Consider the following 21828-nt stretch of genomic DNA (forward strand, 5'->3'; position numbering starts at 1 on the left):
GCCTTCAGCTCAGGTCGAGAGCTGGTCGAGCTCGCGCTGCAGCTCGTCGATCCGCGCGAACCGTTGCTCGGGGTCTTTCTCGAGGCAGCGCACGAGAAGTCGCTCGAGCCGCTCGGGGATGTCGGTCCAGCGCTCTCGCGGCGGCACCGGCGGATCCGACAGATGCTTGAGCAGGACCTCCATCGGCGTGCCGCCGCCGAACGGCAGCGTGCCGGTGAAGAGCTCGTAGAGCACCACGCCGACGGCGTAGAGGTCGGTGGCGAAGCTCGGCTCGCGACCCTGGATCTGTTCCGGGGCGAGATAGTGCGGCGTGCCGACGAGGAATCCGGCCTCGGTCACCCCAGCACCCGCCATGCGCTGTGCCGGCCGCGCCAGACCGAAGTCCATCAGCTTGGCGTTGCCGCTCTGGTCGATGATGATGTTCTCCGGCTTGATGTCGCGGTGGAGGATGGCCAGGGCATGCGCCGCCGCGAGGCCGTTGCAGAGCTGCTTGCCGACGTGGAGCGCCGCGGAGAACGGCGGACGGCCACTCGCCTCCAGCAGGTAGCGCAGCGTCACTCCGCGGACGTACTCCATCGAGATGAACGGGACGCCGTCGAGCTCGCCGAAGTCGAAGGTGCGAAGGACATTCGGGTGGGTGATCCGGCGCGCCAGCTTCAGCTCGCTCTTCAACCGGTCGAGCAGGTCACGGTCCCCCGCTACCTCGCGCTTGAGCATCTTCAACGCGACGAGGTCGTCGAGCTCCTGGTCGCGCGCCTTGAAGACCACACCCATGCCGCCGGCACCGAGCACCGAGAGGATCTCGAAGCGCCCGCCGAGCAGCGAACCGGGAGCGATGTCGGCGAGCGTCGAGCGGCCGCCCGGCGCGGCCGCACCGCCGAGCGCGGGCGCCCCCCCCATCACTACCGTCGCCTGGGTGACCGACGGCGGCGTGCCGCAGACGCGCCCCGCAAGCTCGGCCGAGAGCACGTGGATCGGCTGCGGCGAGAGCAGGCTGCGCTGCGCCGGGACTTCGACGCCGGCCTGCGAGAACACCGTCGCCAGCTCGCCGTACACCGCGGGCGAGAGCACGAGATCTCCCGGCGTCGCCTCGCGCATCAACACCTCGAGCTGCTGCACCGCCGGGCCCAACAGCACGCGCTCGGGCTCGTCGGCGTAGGTCACCGACCCCGACAAAGCGTCGCCCGCGGCGAGCGCCAGCAACGGCGGCTCGGCCTGCTCGAGCTCGAGATCGCGGCTCGACAGCACCGCGAGAACCTCCGCGGCCGACTGCAACGCGCGCAGACTGCGTCCGTCGCCGTCGAAGGAGGCGAGGATCCGGTGCCCCGCGGCGATCTCGAGACGTCCGCCCCGCGCACCGACCGCGGCAGCGACGCGCCGCAGATCGCGCCCCATCCGGGCGAGCGTGTCGAGCGGCTCGAGGACCCCACGCGGACGCGCATAGCGCCGCATCTCCACCGCCATCAAGGTCCGCGGGCGGGTCTCCGGCGCCGCCGGCGGCGCGTGTCGCGGCGCTTCCGGCATCGATCGCGACAGCTCCATGACGTAGTCCTGCATGTCGCGGCGTTCGCGCAGGTCGGCGAGCAGATCGTTGAACGAGCGGGCGAGCTGGGCGACCTCGCGCGAACCTCCCGCCTCGAGGCGCACGTCGTAGCTCCCCTGCCGCGCCGCTTCGGCCGCCTCGGCGAGGCGCCGCACCGGGGCGAACGTGCGCCGGGAGAGCGCGTAGGACAGGGCGACCGCGGCGAGCAGCGCGAACGCACCGACGCCGAGCAGCAGCCCCTGGATCCGGCGGTAGGTCGCCAGCTCACGATCGAGCGAGGCGAGCGCAACGCTCGCACCCACCGGCGCGCCGGCCGCGTCGCGCAGCGGGGTGAGCAGCGCCACCCAGTTGCGCCCGTCGACTTCCAGCTCGAGCTGGTCGACGGCGTCGCCACGCTGGATGACGCGTCCGAGCAGGTCGCCCTTGAGGCGCAGCGCGGCGAGCAGCTTCTCCTCGAGGGCCGGCTCGAGCGTCGTCGCCACCACCGTCGGTCCGCCGGGGCCGCCGGCAAGGTAGGCCACCTCCGAGCCGGTGATGCGTTGCACGTCGAGCGCGAGTCGGTCGTCGAGGGCGAAACCCGCGACCAGGTAGCCGAAGAGCAGCGGAGCCGGGTCCTGCGCGACGGTCAAGGGCTCGGCCACCGCGTAGTAGAGCTTCGAGCCCTCTTGCCAGACGCCCGACGCCGTCCCCTTGCGGGCCTGGGCGACGAACGGGTTGCGCGACAGGTCGGTGCCGTGTGCTTCCGGGTCGTCGGTGCGCGCGAAGAGCACGCCACTGGCATTGAGCAACAGGGCGAGGTCGTAACCGAGATCGCGCTGCCGTTCGGTGAGCTGGTCGAAGACCGCCGCCGGGTTGTTGGTGTCGATCGCCTCGACGATGTAGGCCTTGAAGGTCGGGAGCTGGGCGAGCAGGCGGACCGGGCCGAGCAGCAACTCGTAGCGCTGCTGCTGGAAGGCGCTCTGCACCGAGTTGGTCGCCAGGATCCGGTCGCGCGCCGCCTTGGTGGCGATGCGGTTGCCGAGCGTCCAGGTCAGCGCCACCGAGCTGCCGACCGCCAGCAGCAGCAGTCCGGCGTTGACCAGGAAGATGCGCGTGCCGAGCGAAGGGGAGAGCGGCCTAGTCATAGGAACGAGTCGACCCGTAAGCCTTTCCATGCTTGTCGCTGTGCGGCGGGATCCGCGGCTTGCTCACCTCGAGCAGGATGCGGGGCGGCGCGGCGGCCGGCGAGGCGAGCGCCAGGGTCAGCGCCTCGGCCCGCTCGTGCCAGACGAGAAGCTTGCCCGGACCCTCGGGAACCCCTCGCAGGAGGAAGCTCCCGTCGGCCGCGGGTCGCGCGTGAAACGGCGTGTCCACCACCATGACGTAGGCGACCATCGAATGATGGACGTTGCAGAAGACCCGCACCAACCCCGGCGAGTCGAACCGCCATGCCTTGCCGGGACCGCGACCGACGAGCCCGAGGTCGAAGGCATTGCGGCCGGAGACCGAGAAGACGTTGTGCAGGATCGGGTCCTGGTTGGGGAAGGTCACCGTCGATCCGGTCGGCACGACGAGAATGCGCGGCTCGAACTCCTTCTTCACCGTCACCATCTCGAAGCGACCCGGTGCGGGTCGCGCGCCGGCGAGCGGGCGATCCGGAGTGAAGGTCACGACCGCCTGGCGAACGTCGACGCTGCGGTCGCGCTCCTGGCGACCGGGCGCGCGCACCTCGACCGTCCCCTGCAGGTCGGCGGCCACGCCGGGCGTGGCGACGAGCAGCCACGCACCGGCGACACGGAGGGCTCGAGCGAAGGGACGCACGCGATCACCTGGCCCGGACGATCAACGTTCCTTGAGCGAAGAGGCGAGCAGACCGAGCCCACCGGCGAGCAGACCGAGCATGACCAGCGTGTTGTAGAGACTGGTCGGCCGGAAGTAGATGTCGAGGTGAACCAGGATCCCGGCGAGGACGATCACCGCGCCGGCAGCCAGGAGCAACCAGCCCACCCACGAGCGAGCGTCGAAGAAGAGGAGGGCGATGCCGACGAGCAGCGGCAGGAGCGAGAGTCCGAAGGCGTTGAACCCCCAGAGCATCCAGCCCCCGCTCGTCACGGTGACCTGCTGCGTCAACAGGTAGGCGCCGGCCACGGCCATCAGGAAGCCGACGAGAAAGCGGCCGCACCCTCCCGGGGTTCCGCCCGGGCGGCGCCAGCGTTCGAGCTCGGTGGCGGGCACGGGCGGATGATAGCAGCGCCACGCCGCCGCGGCAGTGCGCTCGCCCACCCTGCGGTCGCGTGGCAGAATCGCGCCGTGCTGCCGCCCGAGTCCCCCGCACCGCTCGCGCCCGACGCGGAAGCCGTCGCGTCGGCGGCGCTCCGCCGCCGGATCGCCGACTTCCTGCTCGCGCCCGATCCGGCACGTTTCGACGAGCTCGCACTCGCCGCCTTCCGCTTCCAGCTCGAGCGCCAGGCCCCGCTGCGCCAGCTCTGTTCGCGGCACGGCGTTCGCGCCGAGGCCGTGGCGACCTGGAGCGAGGTTCCGATGGTCCCGGTCTCCGCCTACCGCAGCCTCGATCTTGCGGTGGCCCCACCGGTCGAGATCTTCCGCTCGAGCGGGACCCACGGGCCGGATCGCAGCGTGCACCGGCACCCGTTTCCCGAGCTCTACCGCGCGACGATCGACGCCGCCTTCCCGCGCTACTGCCTGCCGCGGGGAGACCGGCCGCCGATGCTCGCCCTCGTGCCACCGCGCGAACTGGTCGCCGATTCGAGCCTGGGCTTCATGGTCGCCCACGTGCTCGAGCGTTTCGGCGGCCCGGCCTCGGCCTACGCCTTCGGAGCGCGGGGCGTCGAGGCGGGAGTCGCCCGCTCCTGGCTCGGCGCCCGCCAGCGCAGCGGCACGCCGGTCCTGCTCCTCGCCACCGTCTTCGCGCTGGCGGATCTGCTCGAGGCGCTCGAGCGGATGGGGCTGCGCTTCCGGCTCGCTCCGGGAAGCACCGTCTTCGTCACCGGCGGATTCAAAGGCCGGCGTGCCGAGGTCGATCCGCGGGAGCTGGCCACCGCCCTGGTCGCCGGGCTCGGCATCGCCCCGGAGGGGATCGTCGGCGAATACGGCATGACCGAGCTGACCAGCCAGGCCTACACGGCGACGCAGCTCGGCGGACGGAGCGACCTGTTCGTCGTGCCGCCCTGGATGCGCTTCCGCGTGCTGTCGCCCGAGAGCCTCGAACCGACGCCGAGCGGGGAGCCCGGTCTGCTCGCCCTGTTCGACCTGGCGAATCTCGGAACCGCCGTCCACCTCCTGACGGAGGATCTGGCGATCGCCGAGGAAGGTGGCTTCCGCCTCGTCGGGCGGGCCGCCGGTGCCGAGCTGCGCGGCTGCTCCCTGCTGGCCGAGGAGCTTTCCGGCCCCCGACCCGGGGAGACCGCGCCACCCCGCGGCGACGCGCTACACTGACCGAACCAGGAGGGTCAACCGATGCGTCCGACCCCATTCCTTCGCTTCACTTTCGTTCTCTCGCTCCTGCTCGTGCCGTTCGCCGGCGCGGCTGCGAGCGATTCCTCCGCCGCGATTCCGGTGCTGATCGCGATCGACTCCAGCCGGTCGCTCTCCCCCGCCGAGAACGCAGCCACCGTCGCCATCGCGCAGGAGCTGATCGGCAAGCTGCCGGCGGGTGTCCCTGCCGCCGTGCTCTCCTTCGACGACGAGGTGCACTGGCTCGCCTTCCCGGGCGATCCGACGGCGGCTCGCGCGCCCGGCCAGGTGCAGGTCAAGGGCCGCTACACCGTGCTCAACGATGCCCTGGTCGAAGGGGTCCGCACGCTGTCGAGCGGCGGCGTCGTCGTGCTCCTCTCCGACGGCCGCGACGAGAACTCGGCCACCACGCTCGAGGACGCGGCGCGACTGGCCGGTGAGCACGGCGTCCGGGTCGTCGCCGTCGGTTGCGGCCGACCCGACGAGCGCACGTTGCGCCGCCTCGCTCTGCTGACCGGCGGAACCTACGCGGGGATGCGGAGCGCCACCGACGCCGACCGGATCCTCACCGAGGTCACCCGGCTGCACGACGCCCGGGTCGCCGAAAGGCGAGCCGAGGAGGCACGCCTGGCCCCACCGCCGTCGCCTCCGACGCCAGTGCCGATCGCCACGCCCCCTCCCGAGCCCTCGTCGAGCGGACCGGGCGCCGTTTTCCTCGGCTTGGCCCTCCTGCTCGCCGCGGCAGCGGCCACCGTCGGCTATCTGCTGGCCCGCCGTCGGGCCGCTTCCCAGGCCACGGGGCGCGGCGAATACCCCGAGCTCGGCACCTCTCCCGGGGTGGCAATGCCGCCTCCGGCGGTGCCGGCGGTGGAGTCCGCACCGATCGATCCCGGGCTGCTCGCCCTGTTGCGGTCGCGGGTCGCGGCACCGCCGGGGCAGATCCTCCAACTGTCGCTCGACGACACCGCCTCGTTCCAGCGGCTGCCGTTCTCGGAGTCGGCGGAGAAGACGCTCGTCCTCACCGAGGAGATGGTGCTCACCGTCCGCGAGCCGGGCCGCGAGCCGCGCTCCTATCGTCTGCCACCCGATCGCGCGATCTCGATCGGACGCGATTCCCAGCGCAACACCCTGGCGTTTCCCGACCCGACGCTCTCCGGCCAGCACTTCCGGATCGCGCTCGACGAGGGCGTCGCCTACCTGATCGATCTCGACTCGACCAACGGCGTCTTCCTCAACGAGACGCGGGTGCGCGCCGCGCGGATCCGCCCGGGCGACCGGCTGCGCGCCGGCATGCTCGAGCTCGAGCTGCAGGTCCGCCAGGAGAGAGCCTCGGCGGAGGTTTCCCGGCTGAGGCCGTTCAGGGAATGACCGGCGCCTGCGTCGCTTCGGCTTCGGCGCCGCTGGCTCGACGCTCCCAGAGCCCGAAGCGGTTCCCCTCGGGATCGCGGAAGCGGGCGAATCGACCGGCCGTTCCGACCGCCACCGGGGCGAGCTCGACGACGCCACCGCACTCGCGGATGCGGGCGAGGCAGACCTCGAGCGTCGCGTCCTCGACGTGCAGCACGAGCAACGGCTGACCGTCCACCAGCTCGCCAGCGGCGAGCAGACCGCCGGCGATTCCCGGTTCGGAGGCGGCGGGCGGACGCAGACGACGATAGTCTCCTCCGGACCAGGGGGCGCTCACCGCCTGCCAGCCGAACGCCTCGCAGAAGAAGCGCTCGGCGCGCCCGAGATCGCTTGCCGGAACCTCGAAATGTCCCACCGTGACCCGCATCGCGAGCCGAACCTATCGCAGGATGCGGCCATCGGTGCCCTCGCGCCGGGTGCGGACGTTGCGCTGCCCTTCGGCTGGACGCGCCCTCCCGGACCTGCCGCTGCGGCGGACGACTGGACTCCACCGCAGCTTGCCGCGCTCGTCGCCCACCTGGCGACCGCCGGCGTCTCCGCGCTGAGCGCCCTGACCCGCGACGCGCTCCTCGACGCCTGGAGCGACACCGTCGAGCGCTTCCGCGACCCGCACGGCAGCGAGCGAACCCTGCTCGAGCCGGGGCTCGTCCGGCGCACCGGTCTCGCCCCGCGCAGCCTTGCCGCGGCGCTCGAGGTCGTGCTCACCGGGGTCTCCCGAGAGCCCGCCCGCCGGCTCTTCGCCCGTGCCGTGCCGCTCGAGCAGGCAGCGCCGGCCCTGGTGGTGCTGGCCGGGAATCTCCCCGCCCTCGGACTGCAGCCGCTCCTTCCCGCCCTCGCCTTGCGGCGCCCGCTGCTGCTCAAGAGCCCCTCGGCGGAACCGCTCTTTCTGCCGGCCTTCGTCCGTGCCCTCGCCACGCGCTTGCCCGCCGCCGGCGAGGCGATCGCCGCGCTCTGCTGGCGGGGGGGCGATCCGCGGCTCGAAGCGCCGATCCTCGCCGGCGTCGATCGGGTGCTCGCCTACGGCGACGCTCCGGCACTCGCCGACCTCACGCGGCGAGCGCCCGGACGCGTCCTCGGCTACGGCCCGAAGGCCAGCCTGGCGCTCGTCGGCGCGGAGGCCGATCTCCGCACGTGCGCCCGCGGCCTGGCGCGCGACATCGCGCTCTTCGACCAGCGCGGCTGCCTGTCGGTCCACGCCGTCTACTGCGCCGGCGGGGCGTCGGAGCTGGCTGAACGGTTGGCCGGCGAGCTGGCTCGGATCGCCGGGGAGCTGCCGCCAGGGGAGGGATCCCTCACCGCTCGCGCCGCCGTGCGCCAGGCGCGGGACGAGGCCGCGCTGCGGGGATTGGAAACTCCGCCGCTCGACTTCTCCCTTGGCACCGTGCTCGTCGAGCCGCGGCTTGCGTTCCGCCCGTCTCCCGGGCTGCGGACGGTGCGCATCCATCCGGTCGGAGAGCTCGCGTCCAGCCTCGGGGCGCTGGAGTGCTGGAACGGCCGCCTCCAGGGCGTCGCGCTCGCCGGGGTTTCCGCCTGGGCGCTCCGGGCGGAGCTCGAACGGCTGGGATGTTCGCGCTTCGCCGAACCCGGCGAATTGCAGTCGGTCGACGCCGCCTGGGCCAACGGCGGCATCGACCCACTCGTCGCCCTCGGCTGAGTGGGCGTCGCGGCGCGCTACATCCGCCAGCGCAGGGTGGCGAGCAACTCGTCCTCGGAGAGCTCGCGGCCGTTGAGCAGCGTCAGCGTGTTGTCCGAGAACTCGACCGTCAGGTCGACGCCGTCGACGATGCCCAGGCGCAGGCCGTAGTCGAGCTTCTCCCAGTCCCAGCGCACGCTCGGCGCAGGAAACTGCGCCGAGCCTCCGGCGAACTCCGGCTCGAGCTTGGAATAGCGAACCGCCGGCGCCAGGTAGGGGAAGAGCTGCCGCTCGGCAACGGCGAAGGCGAGCGGCAGCTCGATCCGCCAGGCGAGCTCGCCCTCGTAGCCGAACCGCTTCATCCCGGCGAGTCGTTGATCGACCACCTGACCGAAGAAGCTCAGCCCGCCCACGACGAGCTCGAGGTTGCCGCCGACCTCGCGCTTCTCGCGCCCGTGGATCGGCAGCGAGTAGGCATCCGCCGGGCCGTTGAGCAGGTCGAGGTCGCCCCCGTAGAAGGTCCCCTCGAGGTCGACCCGGTCGGCCAGATCGCGGCGATAGCCCCATGCCAGCATGTCGAGGTGCCATCCCGCCTCGATCCCGCTCCGAAGCGCAGACCGAGGCCCGCCCCGAGCTCCGGCTCACCGCTCGAGTCGAGCTCTTCGACTTCGGCGTCGTAGAGAATCGGGAAACCGGTGCCCAGCCGGGGCTGCGGATTCGTCCGCCCCGGTTCGATCTCCGGCGTCCCGTTGTCCCCGGCCAACGCATTCGGATCGCGGAAGAAGAGCGGATTGCCTTGCGTGTACGAGCCGCGCAGGTAGAGATGACGGCCGAGCTGGGCCCCGACCTCGATTCCCTGATCCTCGAAGCGGTTGAAGGCGGTCGCGGCGAGGCCGTAGCTCTCGAGATGGCGGTCTTCCTGCCGTTCGAACTTGCCGAACTTCCCGACCTTCGCGTAGATCGAGGTCGAGTCGGCCAGGCGGCCATCGCGCCCGAAGCGGATCCACAGCTCGTCGACGTCGAGCTTCTTGTCGCTCGAGGTCGGGTTGCGATCGTGCAGGTCGATCGCGTCGATCTTGGCGCGCACGGCGATCGACTCGCCCCACGACCCATCGATGAACAGGGTCATCACCGGAAGCTCGACGTGCTCGCCGGGGTCGACGGTGGAGAGAAACGCCTGCCGGGCGCCGACCGGCAGCTGATCGGCGGTGAACGGAAACGGGCTGGCGACGCGCAGGTCCTCGCTGTCGCGGTAGCCGGCCTTCCCTTCGAGCCGGAAGTGCAGCCCGCGCTCGGCCGCCGGCGGCGCCGCCTCGTCGGCAGCGGCCGCAGCGGCCGAATCGGGGGTCTCCTCGACCGCCAGGACCGGCCCGGTGACGGCCGTCAGGCCGAGCAGGAAGGATCCGACCCAACGCCGCATCGCCCCGCCCCTCAGAGCGCGTTGGCCTTCTTGAGCAGATCGTAGATCGCCGTCTCCGGGCTTCCCCACTGCGTGCCGACGATCCGTCCCGCCTCCTTGCCGCCGATGATGACGATGGCCGTCGGAACGCCCTTGACTTCCCATTTCGTCGCCTCCGGTTCCTTGTTGAACGGCGAGGGCACCCCGTAGTAGTCGAAGCGCAGTGTCGAGCCCTTGAGCGCCTGCTCGACCTTCAGCAGCGCCGGGAGGTGCTCCTTGCAGTGCGGGCACCACGAGCCGAAGAACGCCAGCACCCGCACATCGGCCTTGGTCGAGCGGACCCGCGCCACGACATCGCTGATCGGCGTGAACAGCGCGGCCTTGCGGCCGTACCCCGGGTCGTGCTCGAGCAGATCGGCGCCGGTGTGGAGACCGAGCAGCCAGGCGCGCGGGGTGAGGCGCACCGACTTGCCGCCAACCTGGAAGACGAGATTCTCGCCCTCCATCTTCCACGGCCCCTCGAGGGCGAGCGTCGCCTCCGGCAACAGATCGACGAATCCCTCCTGGCGCGCCACCTTCATCAGATCGAGCCGTTCGATCTGACCCGACGCAGCCGAGATGAGCACCGGCGAGGTGAGCTCCGGGGCGATGACGAGGTAGGAGCGCAGGGTCGGCGATTGATACAGCGTCGCCTTCGGCGAGGGCTTGCCGGCGACCTCGACGAGAAAGTCGCCGCTCAACTCGAAACGGCCGCCGCGCGACGGCCCCTGGGCTCGTGACGCTGCCGGAGCGAGAGCTGAAGCGAGGACGAGCGCCGCAACGAAGAGGCGACGCGAACGAAGGGGACAGATCATCGAGGTTCTCCTGAGGGAACCGCACCCGCCGCCGCCAGCTGCGGTGGCAGTCCGGAATAGGTCGCAACCACCCGCCCGTCCTCGACCAGGAACGAACGGGGCAGCGTGCGGTAAAGCGGCCGCAGCAGCGCCTTCGGCGCCGCCTGCAAGGCGAAGCTGGGCGCCCACTCGAAGAAGAGCCGGCGCGAGCGGTCGAGGTCGAAATCGGCGAGCAGCGTCACCGGGGGAGCGTCGTTCGTCGCCTCACGACGCGCCATGTAAGCGTTGAGCTCCGGAATGCGCGCGGCGAGCCGCGGGTCGTCGACTTCGCCGATCACGGCCAGATGACGCCCTTGCGTGAGCTCTGGCGCAAGGTCCGAGAGACAGACGCGTTCCACCCCGCGGCCGACGCAGAGCCGCGTCAGCTCGGCTCCTGGCGAGAGGCGCGTCGCCAGGTCGTCGAGCGGAAGCTGTGGCGCGGCGATCGCGGTCGCGACGGCGAGACCGGCGGTGGCGACCGCCGCGACGGCGACCGCTCGAGCCCGCCGCGGCACCGCAGCTCCCCACCAGGCGAGCGCGAGCGCCGGGACCATCATCAGCAGATCCTGGAGAAACGCCTCGGTCGGGCTGCGATCGACGAGGTTGCCGAAACAACCGCAGCCCGCCGCCGGGTCGGCGATCCCCGCATGGGCTCGCCAGGCCGCTCGGCCGGTGAGGAACAGAAAGAACGCCACGAGCGCAGCGGAGGCCCAGAGCACCGAACGGTGCCGCAGCCCGAGCAGGAGCGCCGCGCCGAGACCCGCTTCGATCGCCAACGCGACCCACACGATCACCTGGGCCGAGAGCAGGAAGTCGAGGCCTTCCGCCCGGACCTGCTCGGCGAAGGCCCCCGGATCGATCGCCTTGAAGAAGACCGCGACGAGCAGGACGAGGCCCAGCAGCGCTCCGCCCGCCCACCCCAGGCGAGCCCGCCAGGGGCCGGGTCGGGTGGCAGGGGAAGGAACCTGCGGCGTCTCCTGCTGCATGACTGGCAGCGCAGCGTCAGCGCCGGCGACCGACGGCGGTGCCGGCGAGCAGGTCGTGCAGGCCGCGCTTGTCGGCGCGGAAAGCGATCAGCAGAAAGCCGATGCCGAGCACCATGCCGCTCACCATGTAGCCGAGCCAGCGGATCAGGGCCTTCGTCGTGCCGATCCCGACCTGCCCCGGCTTCGCGTCGATCGTCACGACACGGAGGCCGAGGAGGTGCTTGCCTGGCGTCGTCCCGTAGCGCCCCCAACCGACCAACGCGAGGGCAAGCCCGGCGGCCAGCATCGTCAGCCCGCCGAGGTTCGCGCCGAGGGTGTAGCTCCCCATCAGGAAGAGCGGTCCGGCGACGATCAGGTAGACCACCGACATCGCCACCGCGTCGATCAGATAGGCGCCGAAACGCACCCAGAACCCGGCCGGAGCGAAGGCGGCTGGCGTGGTGGCGCGCGCCGGGGCGGCGGGCATCGCCGGTGGCGGGGCGAGCTCGATCTCGCGGATCGACGAGAGCATCTCGCGCGGCGGCTCGGGAGCCGCGGGACGCGACGTGGCGACGCCCGGCGAGCCTCCGGCCATCGCTGGCGGAGCGGGAGCCCGGGGCGGCGCGGAGGGGCGCGACGCCGGAGCCGACGGAAGGGGTCCGAACGCCGGGCTCGGTGGCGGCATCGGCGGGGGTGGCGGCGCCAGCGGAGGCGGCGGCGGTGTCGCCACGGGTGCGGCGATGGCGGCGACCGGCGGAGCGTTCGGCGGCAGATTGGTCGGCGGCGCGGTCAGCGGCGGCAGCGGCACCGAAGGCACCGGCGCGACGGGCGCGGTCTCCCCGCTCGCCGGGGCGGCGATCAGCTGACTGCACGCCACACAGGCGGAGGCCCCACGGGGAACTGGCGCGCCGCAGCGCGGACAGAAGAGATCGCCGAACTCGATGCGCACCGTCGCTTCCGGCGACTCGGCCGGAGCGACGATCCGCACCAGCATCTCGGTCTCGCCGACCGAGACCTTGTCGCCGCTCGCCAGGGCCGACTCGCCCTGCACCCGCCGGCCGTTCACGTAGGTGCCGTTGCTCGATCCGATGTCACGGACCTTCGCCTTGCCGGCCTCGAACCAGATCGTGGCGTGGTGGCGGCTGACCGTCACGTCCTTGACCGCAACCGTGCAGTTGCGGCTGCGACCGATCGTGGCCTCGCCGTCGGGCAGCTCGATCGAACGGCCTTCGACGTCGATGTAGTAACGGATCTTTGGGGTCGTCACGAAGACCTCCGCGTCGCCTCTCGCCGGGGCATGGTCGACTGTCGGCGGATTGTAACCGAAGGCTCGCCGCGGCGCCGCCAGCCGAGGTGTCGCCGCAGCTCGATCGCCGTCGGCCCTTCGCCCTGTTCGAGGAAGTCGGCGACCGGACCGGAGAAGAGCAGCTCGCCTCCCTGCGGACCGCCGCCCGGGCCGAGGTCGACGATCCAGTCCGCCCGGGCGATGAGATCGAGATGGTGCTCGACGACGAGCACGCTGTCGCCGCGCTTGACCAAGCGACGCAGGGTCCGCACCAGCACCTCGACGTCCGAGAGGTGGAGCCCGGTCGTCGGCTCGTCGAAGAGGAAGAGTCGCGGCCCTTCCTTGGCCGGCCGACCGAGGAAGCTGGCGAGCTTGAGCCGCTGCGCCTCCCCTCCCGAGAGCGTCGACGTCGGCTGGCCGAGTCGCAGGTAGCCGAGGCCGACGTCCACCAGCGGACGGAGCTTGCGCACCAACCCCTTCTCCGAAGCGAAGGCGGTCAGCGTCTCGTCGATCGTCAGCTCCAGCGTCTCGGCGATGTCGCGACCGGCGAGGCGGATCGCCAGGACATCGCGCCGGAACCGCCGCCCCTGGCAGACGTCGCAGACCACGGTCACCGGGGCCATGAACTGCATGTCGACCTCTTGCACGCCGGTGCCGAGGCACTCCGGGCAGCGCCCGCCCTCCACGTTGAAGGAGAAGTGCGAGGGCGACACCTTGCGCCGGCGCGCCTCCTCGGTCGACGCGAAGAGTCGCCGGATGTCGTCGTAGGCCTTGGTGAAGGTCGCCGGATTCGAGCGGGTCGAGCGCCCGACCGGCGTCTGGTCCACGAGGGTGAGGTCGGCCACCGCCTCGAGCCCGCGCAGAGCGTCGCAGGCGCCGGGCTCGACCTCGACCGCCCCGCGCCGGCGCTGGTAGTTCGCATAGAGCACGTTGTCGACCAGCGTCGACTTCCCCGAGCCGGAGAGACCGGTCACCGCGACCAGGCTGCGCAGCGGGAATCGCACGTCGATCCCGCGCAGGTTGTTGGCCCGCGCCCCCAGGATCTCGACCCACGGCGGCGCGGGCGCCGCGCGCCCGCCGGCACCCGGCGTCGCCGGCGACGCCGGGCCGCGCTCGCGATGGAAGCGGTCGAGGTGCTCGCGCGCCGCGCGCGAGACGCGCCGGCGCAGGCACCGGCCGGTCGGCGACGCCGCGTCGGCGAGGATCTCGGCGAGCGTCCCTTCGGCCACCACCTGCCCACCCCGTTCCCCCGCTTCGGGCCCGAGGTCGATGATGTGGTCGGCGCCGCGGATGATCGTCGCGTCGTGCTCGACGACCAGCACGGTATTGCCCCGGGCGGCGAGATCGCGCAGCAGCTCGAGCAGCCGTGCGCTGTCGCTCGGGTGGAGGCCGATCGTCGGCTCGTCGAGCACGTAGAGGGTTCGCGTCAGGCCCGAGCCGAGAGCGGTCGCCAGGTGGATCCGCTGGGCCTCGCCGCCCGAGAGGGTGCGCGCCTGCCGGTCGAGCGCCAGGTAGTCGAGACCGACCCGCGACAGCACGGCGAGTCGTTCGCCGAGCTCGTCGAGCAGGTGGCCGGCGCGCGCCCTTTCCTGTGGCGTGAACGTCCGGGCGGCGAGCCAGCGGCCGAGACCCGCGACGTCGCGGCCGGTCAGCTGCGGCAGGGACTCGCCGTGCAGCGTCACCGCCAGCGCCTCGGGGCGGAGCCGGGCGCCACCGCACGTCGCACAGGAGGTGTAGGAGCGATAGCGGGCGAGCAGCACCCGGACGTGCACCTTGTAGGTCCGCTGCTCGAGCCAGGCAAAGAACCCGTCGAGCGTGCAGAACTTCCCGGGGCCGTGCCAGATCCAGTCGCGCACCTCCGCCGGCAAGCGCTCCCAGGGAACTTCCAGCGACACCTTGCGCCGCCGGCAGGCGGCGAAGAGTCCGTCGTAGAGCTCCTCGTACGCCGGGCTGTTCCATGGCGCAAACGGCCGCTCGGCGAGCGAACGGCGGGGATCCGGCACCACGCGCTCCGGGTCGATGCCGATCACTCGACCGAATCCCTGGCACGTGGGACAGGCGCCGAGCGGCGAGTTGAAGGAGAAGAGCGCCGGCGAGGGCGGCGCCACGGCGGTGCCGCAGCTCGCACAGGCGAGCTCGGCGGCGACGAAGCGGCGGCCGCGCGGCCCGATCGCCTCGACGCGCGGTGCGAGCTTCAGCCCGTCCTCGAGCGTCGCGGCGATTCGCGCCGCCCCGTCCGCGTCGGCGCGGAAGCGGCCGAGCACCAGCGGCAGCGGATCGAGCTCCGGCGGCCAGGTCGCCCCCGGCTCCAGCCGAACGATCTCCTCTCCCGACTCGCCGCCCAGTCGGCGGGCGAAGCCGAAACGCACCAACTCGGCGAGCGCCGCGTCGGCGCCGTGGCGCGGTCGCTCCTTGCGCACGACGAGCAGGAACGGATCGCCGACGATTCCACGGGCCAGCTCGTCGGCCGCCACCGCGGGCTCGGTGCGCCGCGCCGGCCCGTGGCCCAGCGGGCAGCCGACGTCGCCCAGGTTGGCGAAGAGTAGCCGCAGGACGTCGTGCAGCTCGGTCAGGGTGCCGACGGTCGAGCGCGCATTGCGCACCACGTTGCGCGCTTCGAGCGCCACGGCCGGCAGGACATGGCGCACGTCGTCGACCGGCGGTCGCTCGCGCTGCTCGAGAAAGTTGCGCGCGTAGGTCGACATCGACTCGACGAAGCGACGCTGCCCCTCGGCGTAGACCGTGTCGAAGGCGAGCGACGACTTTCCGGCGCCGGACGGGCCGGTCACCACCGTCACCCGGCCGTGCGGGATCCGGCAGTCGACGCCGCGGAGATTGTGGGTCCGGGCGTTGACCACCTCGATGGCGTCGATCGTCTCGTGCACTTCCATGGGCGACTGTCGCGCGACCCCTGCTCGCGAGATAAGCGTTCACTCTATCAACGCCGGACCGGGCCGACGCGGAGTGAAACCGGACTGTGCGAGACGGGAGTCAGTGCCGCGGCGTGGGTGCGGGAGGCGGCTCGTCCTTGCCGAAGACGCGACGCAGCCAGCGGACGAAGGCGTTGCCGTCCGGCGCCCGAGCGGGATCGTCGCCGACGCGATCGAGGCGCGAGCCGGGGAGCGCGGGGCCACCGTGCAGCGGACAGGCCACCGTCGGCGCCCGCTCCGCCAGGAAGACCTCGTCCATCTGCGTCGGGCACGAGGCGAGGGCCAATCCGCCGCTCTGCGGGTCGATCGTGGCGCGCACCACCCCTTCGGGCATGACGAATCCAGGGTAGCCGTCGGGCGGACGAACGCGCTTCATGAAGTCGACCCAGATCGGCAGCGCCGCGCGTGAACCGGAGAAGGTCGTCGGGCGGTTGTCGTCGTAGCCCACCCAGACGAGCCCCACGCGAGTCGGAGCGAAGCCGGCGAACCAGGCGTCGCGGCGACTGTTCGTGGTGCCCGTCTTGCCGGCCAGCGGGTCGTCGAGACCCAGCTCTCGGGTCCGCCCCGCCGTACCGTGCGCAACGACGCCCTGGAGGATCGAGGTCACGAGGTAGGTCGCCGCCGGCGAGAGGACCCGCTCGGGGGCCGGCAACACTTCGCCGGCAAGCGCCTGCCCGTGGCCGTCGAGCACCGCGTCGAGCGCGTGGACCGGCGGGCGCACGCCCCCGCCGGCGAGCGTCGAGTAGACCGTCGCCAGCTCCAGAGGCGAGAGCTCGAAGGCTCCGAGCGCCAGCGCCGGCACCGGGGCGAGCCGCGAGCTGACCCCCATGCGACCGGCGAGCTCGACGATCGGCGGCAGGCCGAGATCGAGCGCCAGTCGAACGGTCGGCAGGTTCAGGCTCTCCTCCACTGCCTGGCGGGCGGTGACCCATCCACGGAACGAGTCGTCGTCGTTGTCCGGGCTCCACTCCTTGCCGGCGAGGTTCAGGGTGAGCGGTGCGTCTTCGAGGAAAGTCGCCGGACTGGCGTGCCCGGCGGCGAAGGCGGCGGCGTAGACCACCGGCTTGAACGCGCTCCCGGCCTGCCGGCGCGCCTGGCCGGCGTGGTCGAACTGGCTGACACGGAAGTCGCGTCCACCGACGTAGGCGCGGATCGCCCCGCTCTTCGGGTCGAGCGAGACCAGCGCCGCCTCGAGCGGTCCACCCCGCTTCTGCCGCATGCGCTCCTCGAGCGCCGCGAGGCCCGACTCGACCGCCGTCTCGGCGGCGAGCTGATCCTCCGAGTCGAGCGTCGAGATCAACGTCAACCCGGCGTCGGCGAGGTTCGTCACCCCGAATCGCCGCTTGGCCTCCTGCGCCGCCAGCTCGGCGAAGTAGGGTGCGCGGTTCTTGCCGTAGCCGGAGGCGACGACACCGAGCGGCGCGGCTTTGGCCGCGGCGACCCGCTCACTCGTCGCCCACTTGAGCTCGGCCAGGCGCTCGAGGACCTGATTGCGCCGGGCGAGCGCCGCCTCGGGGTGACGATACGGCGAGAGCTCCGCCGGCGAGCGGATGATCCCGGCCAGCAGCGCCGCCTCCGGCAGCGAGAGCTCGATCGGCAGCTTGTCGAAGTAGGCCCGCGACGCCGCCCCGAGGCCGATCAGGTTCACCGAGCCGGGTTTGCCCCAGAAGATCTCGTTGAAGTAGGCCTCGAGGATCTGCGTCTTCTCGTATCGCACCTCGACGAAGAGGGCGAGCAGCGCCTCGCGGAGCTTGCGCTTGACCGTCCGCTCCGGCGTGAGGAAGCGGTTCTTCACCAGTTGCTGGGTCAGCGTCGAGCCACCCTGGCGGACTTCCCCGCCGCGCAGGTTCGAGAGCAGCGCGCGCGCGATGCCGGTCGCCGAGATCCCCGGATGCTCGAAGAAGCCCGAGTCTTCGGCCGCCAGCAGCGACTGCACCATCTCGCGCGGCACCTCGGCGAGCGGAACCGGGTCGAGATCGAGCAGCTCGGGTCCGTAGAACGAAGCGAGCAGCCGCGGCTCGAGCAGCGCGGCGCGGACGTTCTGCTCTCCAGCGCGCAGCCGCACGATGCGCGACGCGCCGTCGAGGTCGATGGCGAGCAGACCGCCCCCCGCCATGCCGTGCGCCGTGGCGAACCGTCGCTGTAGCACGGCCACCTGACCCGGAACGGCGCGGTAGGTGCCCGGATAGAGCCCCTCGGGCGGAGCGGCGCGATACCCGCACGCTTCGAGCCGCCGAACGATCTCCTCGGCGGCGATCGCCTGCCCCGTCTCGAGCCGCACGACTCGCGCGTAAAGTCGACTCGGGTGCTTCTCCGGCGGCCTGTCGAGACCGCCCGAGAGCTCCCAGTAGGGCCAGATCAGCCAGAGTCCGGCGAGCGCCAGCAGCAGGAAGGCGAGCAGCAGATAGCGCAGCGTGCGGCGATCGCGCCGCCGGCGCACGAGGGTCGTGGAGCCGACGGGGATCTTCGCCACGCGACGATTCTACGGCGCCCGGCGTGCGAGCAGGCGCTCGCCAAGGAGCGCCGGGAGATCCGCCGCCGCGAGGCTCGTGCCCGGAGGCTCGAGGCCGGCGAGCCTGGCCGCCTCCGCCAGGAGTCGACCCGGGCTCCACCCTGCCGCCCGCAGCTCGGCAAGCCCGGTGTCGCCGCGCGACTTGCTGAGCTTGCTGCCGTCGGGATGGAGGAGCAGCGCATGGTGGAAGAAGCGCGCCGGCCTGGCGCGCCCGAGGAGCCCCCCGAGCTGGATCTGCCGCCCGGTCGAGGCGAGCAGATCCTCGCCGCGGATGACCACGTCCACGCCCTGCGCCAGGTCGTCGACGACGACGGCGAACTGGTAGGTCCAGTTGCCGCTGCGATCCCGCGCCAGGACGTCGCCGCACTGCTCGGCGGGGCATTGAATCTGCCGGCCGAGCCGCAGGTCGTCGAAGGCGATCGACTCGGGTTCGAGTCGTACGCGGCGCATCGCCGTGCGGCCGGGCTCGACGCGACGACCGCGACAGGTTCCCGGGTAACGCCGCTCGCCCTCCGCGCCGACGCCGTCGGGGCCCACCGCCTGCGCCACGGCGCGCCGCGAACAGTCGCACGGAAAGACGAGATCGCGCGCCGCGAGACGACTGAGCGCCGCTTCGTAGAGCGCCCCGCGCTCGCTCTGGCGGACGTACGTCGCGCCGCTCTGCGGGTCGGGGTCGGGAGCGAAGCCGAGCCAATCGAGGTCGTCGAGCAGCGCCCGCTCGTGCTCGACACGGCTGCGCACGCGGTCGTGGTCTTCGACGCGTAGCAGCACCTCGCCGCCGAGCGCTCGAGCCAACCCCCAGACGAAGATCGCGTTGACGGCGTGCCCGAGATGCAGTCGACCGGTCGGCGCCGGCGCGAACCGCGTGCGCCAGGGCGCTGTCGGCCAGGACGGGCTGCCGACCGGGCGCTCCGGCTCTCTCGTCGGCTCCGGCATCGTCGACGAGCCTAGACGAGTTCCGCCCGCCGACTCCACGGGTCGCTCCGCTCTCGTCGCGAGGCGAACCGCGCTACGATCCCACCGATCCGAGAGGAACCGCCATGACCCCGTCGACCCTCCGCGGGCTCGCCCTGCTCGCCGTCGCCTCGCTCACCCTCGCCTGTCCCTCGCCCCGGGCCAAGCGCACGACCCGCCAGCCTCCGGCCGAGCCCACCACCGCCTGGGAGCAGCCCAGCAGCGAGGCCGACCGCACCCGCCGGATGGAGGATCAGGCGCGCGACATCAACCAGCGCTGGAGCGAGACGCAACAGATGGAGGGAAGCGACGCCGACAAGGAACGCGCCGTCCAGGAGCTTCTCGAGAAACAGCAGCAGCTCAACCGCGAAGGCCAGGGCGAGCCGGCTCCGCCACCGCCGCCCGAGTGAGCACAGGGACCGGCGCAAGCCTGCCTCCAGCCTCGTCCGCCGGCGACAGGCTTCCGCTCGTCCCCTCCCTCGCCGGAGCGAGTTGATATCCTCCGCCGCCTATGATCTCGGTCTCCAACCTCGCCAAGGCCTATGGCGGGGACACGCTCTTCGAGCGGGTCTCGTTCCAGCTCAACCCCGGGTCGCGCTACGGACTGGTCGGCGCGAACGGTTCGGGCAAGTCCACCTTCATGAAGATCCTCGCCGGCGACGAGCCGGCGAGCGACGGGACGATCGCCATTCCCAAGCGGGCGCGTGTCGGCGTCCTGCGCCAGGATCACTTCCGTTTCGAAGAGGAGCGCATCCTCGACGTGGCGATGATGGGCCACCGCGAGCTCTACGAAGCGCTCACCGAGCGCGAACGGCTGCTCGCCCAGCCCGACGGCGACTTCGACCACGAGCGCTACGCCGAGCTCGAGGACTACATCCTCCACCAGGACGGCTATGCGCTCGAGTCGCGCGCCGCCGAGGTGCTCGAAGGGCTCGGCATTCCTGCCGCGGTCCACCAGCAGGGGCTGGGCACGCTTTCCGGCGGCTTCAAGTTGCGGGTGCTGCTCGCCCAGGTGCTCTCCGGCGATCCCGACGCCCTGTTGCTCGACGAGCCGACCAACCACCTCGACATCCTGTCGATCCGCTGGCTGGAGAAGTTCCTCACCTCGTACAAGGGTTGTGCCGTGGTGATCTCGCACGATCACCGCTTCCTCGACAACATCTCCACCCACATCCTCGACGTCGACTACGAGACGATCCTGCTCTACCACGGCAACTACACGGCCTTCGAAGAGCAGAAGGTCGCCGAGCGCGACCGCAAGGAGTCGGAGATCGAGAAGCGCGAGTCGGAGATCGCGCGACACCGGGAGTTCGTCGACCGCTTCCGCGCCAAGGCCACCAAGGCGCGCCAGGCGCAGTCGAAGATCAAGCTGATCGAGAAGATCGTCATCGACAAGCTGCCGACCTCGTCGCGCCGCTACCCGACCTTCAAGCTCGCCCAGCGGCGGCCGAGCGGGCGACAGGTGCTGGAGATCGAAGGGCTGGCCAAGTCCTACGGCGAGAAGAAGGTGCTCGCCGGCGTCGACCTGACGCTGCGGCGAGGTGACCGGCTGGCGGTGATCGGCCCGAACGGCATCGGCAAGTCGACGCTGCTCAAGATCGCCGTCGGCGCGCTCGCGGCCGATGCCGGCCGGTGCGAGTGGGGATACGAGACCTGGCCCGGCTACTTCGCCCAGGACCACAAGGAGCTGCTGGGCGCCTCCGACCAGACGGTCGAGGCGTGGCTCTGGGAGTGCTGCCCGGGCGAGCCGATCGGCTTCGTGCGCGGCAAGCTCGCCGAGGTGCTCTTCTCCGGCGACGACGTCCACAAGCCGATCCGCGCGCTCTCCGGCGGCGAGGCGGCACGCCTCGTCTTCTGTCGCCTCTCGGTCGAGAAGCCGAACGTCCTGGTGCTCGACGAGCCGACCAACCATCTCGACCTCGAGGCGATCGAGGCGCTCGTCGAAGGCCTGCGCGCCTACGACGGCACGCTGCTCTTCGTCTCGCACGACCGCTGGTTCGTCAGCCGCCTGGCGTCGCGCATCCTCGAGATCAACCCGACCGGCATCCGCGACTTCGAGGGCAGCTACGACGAGTACATCGCCCGCTGCGGCGACGACCACCTCGACGCCGACACCGTGGCGCTCAAGGCGCGGCAGGAGAAGCGCCAGGCCAAGGAGGCGAAGTCACGCCCGGCAGAGAGCGACGCGAAGCGCCGCCAGCGCGTCAAGGAGCTCACCGCCAAACGCGACAAGGCCGCCGCCGCGATCGAGAAGGCCGAGGCGCGCATCCACGCGATCAACGACCTCTTCTGCAACCCCGGCTTCTTCGACAAGACCCCGCCGGCCGAGATCAAGAAGCTCGAGGGCGAGCAGAAGCAGCTCAACACGCGGCTCGAAGAGCTCCTGCCCGAATGGGAGACCGCCGAGAGCGAGCTCGAAGAGCTCAACGCCGGCACGCCGGTCGGCTGAGCGACGCCACGCCGGCCCTCGCGCTAGCATCGCCGGATGAGCGACGACGCCCGCGCCATTCCGATCCTCCCCTGCCGGCAGCTCGACGCAACGCTGGCGTTCTACGGTCTGCTCGGGTTCACCCTGGAGTTCGAAGAGAACGAGCCGGCGCCCTACGCGATCCTGACTCTCGGCGGCGCCGAGCTCCACTTCGCCGGCATCGCCGACCCGGCGCGGGCCGGCCTGCACGGCGCCTGCTACCTGCGCGTCCCTGATGCCGACGCGCTGCACGCCCACTGGCGGGCCGCCGGCGTCCCCGACGAGGGCCTGCCGCGACTCGGACCGATCGACGACCGCCCGTGGGGGATGCGCGAGTTCGCCCTCGTCGACCCCGACGGCAACATGATCCGCGTCGGGCACCTCGTCGACTGAGCGGCGGCTCGGCGG

Annotated in this window: 18 protein-coding genes; 6 read left to right on the forward strand and 12 right to left on the reverse strand. The window is 71.8% G+C overall.

Annotated features, from left to right (window positions below; genetic code table 11):
• Positions 1-9: 9 nt before the first annotated feature.
• From IPJ17_20240 to IPJ17_20250, 3 genes are read right to left on the reverse strand one after another with little or no spacing between them, the layout of a single operon-like run.
• On the reverse strand, positions 10-2667 hold the full coding sequence (locus tag IPJ17_20240) for a protein kinase (protein QQR73769.1): 2658 nt from the start codon (positions 2665-2667) through the stop codon (positions 10-12).
• On the reverse strand, positions 2660-3343 hold the full coding sequence (locus IPJ17_20245) for a methylamine utilization protein (GenBank protein ID QQR73770.1): 684 nt from the start codon (positions 3341-3343) through the stop codon (positions 2660-2662). The genes IPJ17_20240 and IPJ17_20245 overlap by 8 nt, the downstream gene beginning before the upstream one ends.
• Before the next feature lie 21 nt (positions 3344-3364).
• Positions 3365-3676 carry a hypothetical protein gene (locus IPJ17_20250; protein ID QQR76238.1) on the reverse strand — a complete coding sequence of 104 codons (312 nt, stop codon included), beginning with the start codon at positions 3674-3676 and terminating at the stop codon, positions 3365-3367.
• Between the two features lie 156 nt (positions 3677-3832).
• Between IPJ17_20250 and IPJ17_20255 the strand changes: the two genes are divergently transcribed.
• Together IPJ17_20255 and IPJ17_20260 are read left to right on the forward strand one after the other, a co-directional pair.
• A complete protein-coding gene (locus IPJ17_20255; protein ID QQR73771.1) occupies positions 3833-4978 on the forward strand; it encodes a hypothetical protein in 1146 nt (381 codons plus the stop codon).
• 21 nt (positions 4979-4999) lie between these two features.
• Positions 5000-6364 (forward strand): FHA domain-containing protein, encoded by a 1365-nt coding sequence (locus IPJ17_20260; protein QQR73772.1) that lies wholly within the window; start codon positions 5000-5002, stop codon positions 6362-6364.
• Here the strand turns inward: IPJ17_20260 and IPJ17_20265 are convergent.
• On the reverse strand, positions 6354-6770 hold the full coding sequence (locus tag IPJ17_20265) for a VOC family protein (GenBank protein QQR73773.1): 417 nt from the start codon (positions 6768-6770) through the stop codon (positions 6354-6356). The two genes, IPJ17_20260 and IPJ17_20265, sit on opposite strands and share 11 nt — an antisense overlap.
• Here IPJ17_20265 and IPJ17_20270 point away from each other — a divergent pair.
• Complete coding sequence (locus tag IPJ17_20270) at positions 6750-8057, forward strand: hypothetical protein (protein ID QQR73774.1); 1308 nt, start codon at positions 6750-6752, stop codon at positions 8055-8057. The two genes, IPJ17_20265 and IPJ17_20270, sit on opposite strands and share 21 nt — an antisense overlap.
• Positions 8058-8074: 17 nt before the next feature.
• Here IPJ17_20270 and IPJ17_20275 read toward each other — a convergent pair whose 3' ends face one another.
• The 8 genes from IPJ17_20275 to IPJ17_20310 form a co-directional block, all read right to left on the reverse strand.
• A complete protein-coding gene (locus IPJ17_20275) occupies positions 8075-8449 on the reverse strand; it encodes a hypothetical protein (protein ID QQR73775.1) in 375 nt (124 codons plus the stop codon).
• A complete protein-coding gene (locus IPJ17_20280; protein QQR73776.1) occupies positions 8437-9456 on the reverse strand; it encodes a hypothetical protein in 1020 nt (339 codons plus the stop codon). Before IPJ17_20280 ends, IPJ17_20275 begins: the two co-directional genes overlap by 13 nt.
• An 11-nt stretch (positions 9457-9467) precedes the next feature.
• A complete protein-coding gene (locus IPJ17_20285; GenBank protein ID QQR73777.1) occupies positions 9468-10289 on the reverse strand; it encodes a thioredoxin family protein in 822 nt (273 codons plus the stop codon).
• Positions 10286-11293, reverse strand: a complete 1008-nt coding sequence (locus tag IPJ17_20290; GenBank protein QQR73778.1) for a hypothetical protein — start codon at positions 11291-11293, stop codon at positions 10286-10288. The genes IPJ17_20285 and IPJ17_20290 overlap by 4 nt, the downstream gene beginning before the upstream one ends.
• Before the next feature lie 16 nt (positions 11294-11309).
• Entirely contained in the window at positions 11310-12539 is a 1230-nt protein-coding gene (locus tag IPJ17_20295; protein ID QQR73779.1) for an RDD family protein, read from the reverse strand.
• Positions 12536-15448, reverse strand: coding sequence for an excinuclease ABC subunit UvrA (uvrA, locus tag IPJ17_20300; protein QQR73780.1), 2913 nt, complete (start codon positions 15446-15448; stop codon positions 12536-12538). Before uvrA ends, IPJ17_20295 begins: the two co-directional genes overlap by 4 nt.
• Before the next feature lie 100 nt (positions 15449-15548).
• Positions 15549-17960, reverse strand: coding sequence for a PBP1A family penicillin-binding protein (locus tag IPJ17_20305; protein ID QQR73781.1), 2412 nt, complete (start codon positions 17958-17960; stop codon positions 15549-15551).
• Between the two features lie 9 nt (positions 17961-17969).
• The gene (locus IPJ17_20310) at positions 17970-18935 is read right to left on the reverse strand and encodes a tRNA glutamyl-Q(34) synthetase GluQRS (GenBank protein QQR73782.1); all 966 of its coding nucleotides are present in this window, start codon (positions 18933-18935) and stop codon (positions 17970-17972) included.
• Between the two features lie 104 nt (positions 18936-19039).
• Here IPJ17_20310 and IPJ17_20315 point away from each other — a divergent pair, with 104 nt between their 5' ends.
• The 3 genes from IPJ17_20315 to IPJ17_20325 all read left to right on the forward strand — a co-directional run bounded on the left by IPJ17_20315 (position 19040) and on the right by IPJ17_20325 (position 21813).
• Positions 19040-19363, forward strand: coding sequence for a hypothetical protein (locus IPJ17_20315; protein QQR73783.1), 324 nt, complete (start codon positions 19040-19042; stop codon positions 19361-19363).
• A gap of 101 nt (positions 19364-19464) precedes the next feature.
• Entirely contained in the window at positions 19465-21402 is a 1938-nt protein-coding gene (locus IPJ17_20320) for an ABC-F family ATP-binding cassette domain-containing protein (GenBank protein QQR73784.1), read from the forward strand.
• Positions 21403-21438: 36 nt separating this feature from the next.
• Entirely contained in the window at positions 21439-21813 is a 375-nt protein-coding gene (locus IPJ17_20325) for a VOC family protein (GenBank protein QQR73785.1), read from the forward strand.
• Positions 21814-21828: the final 15 nt, after the last annotated feature.

It is taken from the genome of Holophagales bacterium, from assembly GCA_016699405.1.
In the GTDB taxonomy this organism is placed as follows: domain Bacteria; phylum Acidobacteriota; class Thermoanaerobaculia; order Multivoradales; family JAGPDF01; genus JAAYLR01.

Bases quoted from the DNA above. Each gene is read 5' to 3' on its own strand.
- IPJ17_20310 (QQR73782.1), bottom strand. From the start codon at position 18,935: ATGCCGGAGCCGACGAGAGAGCCGGAGCGCCCGGTCGGCAGCCCGTCC.
- IPJ17_20260 (QQR73772.1), top strand. From the start codon at position 5,000: ATGCGTCCGACCCCATTCCTTCGCTTCACTTTCGTTCTCTCGCTCCTG.
- IPJ17_20280 (QQR73776.1), bottom strand. From the start codon at position 9,456: ATGCGGCGTTGGGTCGGATCCTTCCTGCTCGGCCTGACGGCCGTCACC.
- IPJ17_20265 (QQR73773.1), bottom strand. From the start codon at position 6,770: ATGCGGGTCACGGTGGGACATTTCGAGGTTCCGGCAAGCGATCTCGGG.
- IPJ17_20240 (QQR73769.1), bottom strand. From the start codon at position 2,667: ATGACTAGGCCGCTCTCCCCTTCGCTCGGCACGCGCATCTTCCTGGTC.
- IPJ17_20290 (QQR73778.1), bottom strand. From the start codon at position 11,293: ATGCAGCAGGAGACGCCGCAGGTTCCTTCCCCTGCCACCCGACCCGGC.
- IPJ17_20325 (QQR73785.1), top strand. From the start codon at position 21,439: ATGAGCGACGACGCCCGCGCCATTCCGATCCTCCCCTGCCGGCAGCTC.
- IPJ17_20315 (QQR73783.1), top strand. From the start codon at position 19,040: ATGACCCCGTCGACCCTCCGCGGGCTCGCCCTGCTCGCCGTCGCCTCG.
- uvrA (QQR73780.1), bottom strand. From the start codon at position 15,448: ATGGAAGTGCACGAGACGATCGACGCCATCGAGGTGGTCAACGCCCGG.
- IPJ17_20285 (QQR73777.1), bottom strand. From the start codon at position 10,289: ATGATCTGTCCCCTTCGTTCGCGTCGCCTCTTCGTTGCGGCGCTCGTC.
- IPJ17_20320 (QQR73784.1), top strand. From the start codon at position 19,465: ATGATCTCGGTCTCCAACCTCGCCAAGGCCTATGGCGGGGACACGCTC.
- IPJ17_20270 (QQR73774.1), top strand. From the start codon at position 6,750: ATGTCCCACCGTGACCCGCATCGCGAGCCGAACCTATCGCAGGATGCG.
- IPJ17_20250 (QQR76238.1), bottom strand. From the start codon at position 3,676: ATGGCCGTGGCCGGCGCCTACCTGTTGACGCAGCAGGTCACCGTGACG.